General features: G+C 56.7%; 3 protein-coding genes. All 3 read right to left on the reverse strand.

What is annotated here, in order from left to right; genetic code table 11:
* Positions 1–706: 706 nt before the first annotated feature.
* Positions 707–2,281, reverse strand: a complete 1,575-nt coding sequence (locus ACWVCN_RS05215) for an ArnT family glycosyltransferase (protein WP_455244462.1) — start codon at positions 2,279–2,281, stop codon at positions 707–709.
* 278 nt (positions 2,282–2,559) lie between these two features.
* On the reverse strand, positions 2,560–3,156 hold the full coding sequence (locus ACWVCN_RS05220) for a hypothetical protein (RefSeq protein WP_455244464.1): 597 nt from the start codon (positions 3,154–3,156) through the stop codon (positions 2,560–2,562).
* On the reverse strand, positions 3,153–3,496 hold a 344-nt coding region (locus ACWVCN_RS05225), incomplete at its 5' end, for a hypothetical protein (protein ID WP_455244465.1). The genes ACWVCN_RS05225 and ACWVCN_RS05220, both read right to left, overlap by 4 nt.

Raw genomic sequence — 3,496 nt, forward strand, 5'->3', positions numbered from 1 at the left:
GCGCCACCGGTGCCTGGCGCGACATCGTGCTCGAGTACACGACACAAATTCTCGGGGAGACGGAGCCATAAGCTATACGCTATGAGCCGTAAGCTCCCACTCGCCCGGAGCCATGAGCTGTGAGCTCTGCGCTTTGAGCTCACCCACCCCCCGGGAGCGCGCTCCTCATCCTCATCGTCATTGTCATTGAACCTTCCCCGCCCAGTCTTGGGTGCCCAGGGTTCGAGGGTGGCCTATTGAGCGGGCGGGTCTGAACTCACCGTCAGCAGCGATAGGTGGCCTTTGCCAAAGAGTCTTCCCCGCACCCACCCATCACAGACTCGCGGCCCCCTCCGCGCCCTCCCACCATTCACCCCCGCGAGTTAGCAGGCCTGGCAACCCCAGGCCGGAGAGGGGAACGGCGGACCTGTTCATGACCAAGGTCTGGCCAGTATGGGACCCGAACCGTTACGATCAGCGCCTTGAGGAACTTCTCGGTCGCCTCGGTTTCGCAGGAAACTGACCCGCGTTCCGCTCTTCCTACCTGCCACGTCAGCCACGCGGGAGCGGATCCCTTGTTCGGGCCGACAATTCCCGCCCCCAACTGAAGTCTTCCCCAGCTGCGCTATCGATCAATGACGACCAAGAAACCTTTAATTACAGTGAAAAACGTCGCGCCCACTCGCTCTCGTCGGCTCACCTCCGCCGGTCCCAGCCCCTCCAGGCATCACTCACCATCGTTCGTCGTCCTCCTGATCTTGTACACACTGATCTTCGGACCGTTCAACGACAGTCGATCGGCAGAGAACTCCTTTACGAGTTGGTGTTCTCTGAAAAACTCGAGGTAACTCTCAGCTTCACGCGGGTACATTTCCTCAGCCTCGAGAAACCGTCCGTAATCACCGCTGCTGAGGATCATGAAATCCTGCTTCATAACCTCACGGGGTTTCCGTACCACTGCAAAATACCCCAGGCAGCTCACCCTAAAATCCTCTGAATACTCTTCCACTGGCGGCGTGTAAAACTCTCTTCCAATATTTGACCCAACAGGAACATTATCCCGAATCCACAGAAGACTAACCCATCTCGTGTCCGGCAAAGTTACCTGTCGAATATAATCGAGGCTCGTCAAGACATTCGGAATGATGCTGCCCACGGTGATTCCAGCAAAAAGCGCTACCGATCCGAAAATAACAATCCTACGCCCATCCACAGCGCCCACAAACCTCTCCTCCCACCACTCATACAGCAGTGCCAAGAAATAGCCACTGAAAAGCGCGAGAAACGGAACAACCGCCACAACGTTTCTCGGAAAAAACACGCGAAACCTTCCAACCAAGACAACTAACACAACTGGAGTCGCCAAGAGCAGCGCCCCCTTCCAAACGTCTTTCCTGCGGAGACATACACCTCCGATCGCCGCAAAAAGCGTCGGCACGTATCCATATCCCGTTCCAATCAGATACCTTACATACATCATGAATGAGCGTGACTCGGCGGCTTCAAACCCGGGATGACCGACGCTATAGTGGCGACCTTCGTAATCGATCGCCTGAAAGAACGCGTGGTAATCGAGCACAGAATAAGGCGTAGTTGCAACGAAGGATATCGGGATCACAAGTAGCGACGAGAGAATGTATCGATCCAGGATTTCACCCCTGTTCCGACTCACTCGCAAATGTGCAATCAACACCGGGAGCACGCTGACAAACGCTATGTACTTGCAGCTGATTGCGAGCCCCACACAGGCGCCGGCCAAAACGTAATACCGATACCTTTTGCCTTCGGTAAAGATCAATACTGCCGATAACGTCGCAAGAGATATCCAAAGAGCTACCGAAGAATCAACCGTTACTGTAAAGGAGTTTACTATATGTAAGAAAGACGCAGCAACAAAACATGCAGCCATCAATCCATGGTAAGAGGAAAACAGTCGTCGTCCGATTGCGTAGACGACAACAATGGTGGACACTGAAAGGAATACAGTGAATGCTCTTCCGATAAGATAGAACCAGATTTTCGGAATATTTTCCATCGTCAAGTGTGAAAAATGTTCGAAACCAAGAATTGCGGCTTTATAGACAAGATCTAGAAGATATATGTTCAGTGAAGGATAATTGAAAAAGTGTGGGTTGAAATCCCCACTCTTAATCATGTTCAACGCGGTTTCCACCAACTTTGGTTCATCAGGATGTACCGGGAGGGGGTAGCCAAACCAAATCCCTTTGATGCGGATCACACAGGCCAGAACCAGGATTAACGAGAGAATGATGAAGGAAAATCTCTTCCCTGGGACTGCCATTAGATGAGCCCTCTGGCTGCATCATTCTTCTCTCCGATAGGTTGCACACTTCTTTCTCTCGCACGTCGCACTTGACGTGTATTCTTCTTGGAATGACATTGGCGATTCTTGTGAGAATCGCCGTATTTTCCGAGGAGATGCCGTGAACTCCAGACGTGTTGGACCACGGCCTACGGATCCCTGTTATTCAGGGTGTTGATCCATGTCCCAGCTATCACGATCGCTACTCCCGAAACACCATTCGAGCCTACCACGATGTGAGCCTGGTCCTGCCACCATCACGGGCGGCGGTCGACAGACCGAACCGCGACACCGGTCACGGCACAGCGCAGCCCATCTCTCGTCTCCTCGAACGGTATCGCGGCCAGGCGGTGCTCTTTCTCCTGCACCTCGACCTGAACCGAAGCCAGCATGTCCGACCTGCGCACCTCGTCTCCGACCACGATGTGGCGGCACAGCGTCAGGGCGTCCTCGAGCGTCAGGGTGCCGCCACGGATCGGCTCGCGCGGCACCTCCCCCACGCTACCTGCCGCCTCGGACAGCGCGCGGGCAAGTCGGATGAGGTCATCGAGCGGCAAGAGAAAGGCCGGCATGACGAAGGTCTGTGTGTCCCTCCGGCCCCGCGTCCGGCGGCCGTCGGCCCGAATCCTGTCGTCGACCGTGATCTCGGCCTCGATGATCCAGGCCGGCTTCCAGACCCTCGAGTGGCGGCCAGGACTCGGCAACAGCGCGGTCGACTCGACGGTCTGGAGGCCGTCATCCTCGAGCAGCGCACCCGAGCCACAGTGGGGGCAAAAGAACAGTACGTCGTTGCGATCACCGCGCATCGCCGAGCCGCACGCCGGGCAGTCGAGGCCTATCAGTCGCAAGGTCACCGGAATTCTTCCACGTACTGCTGTACCGATTCGCTTAGCGAGGGCTCCGCGGCATCCCGAGCGAGGCCGCTGCCCTCCTCGATCACGCCACCGTGCCGGAACTGGCGATAGCCCCAGGCCACGAATCCGGCGAGCGCGAGCCCGACGGCACCGAGCCCGATCAGTCCGTTGTCGGACCGCAGCAGGAAGTCTCCGTGCTGCAACACCGTGGTTCCGAAGAAGCAGGCACCGGCGCACGCCGACACCAGGGAAAACGCACGCCACAGATGGTTGCCGGGCGCCTTGCCGTACGCCAGCGAGCCGTCCTCCGCGTCGATCAACGCCTGATACATCTGCCCCC

Source organism: Petrachloros mirabilis (assembly GCF_975968855.1).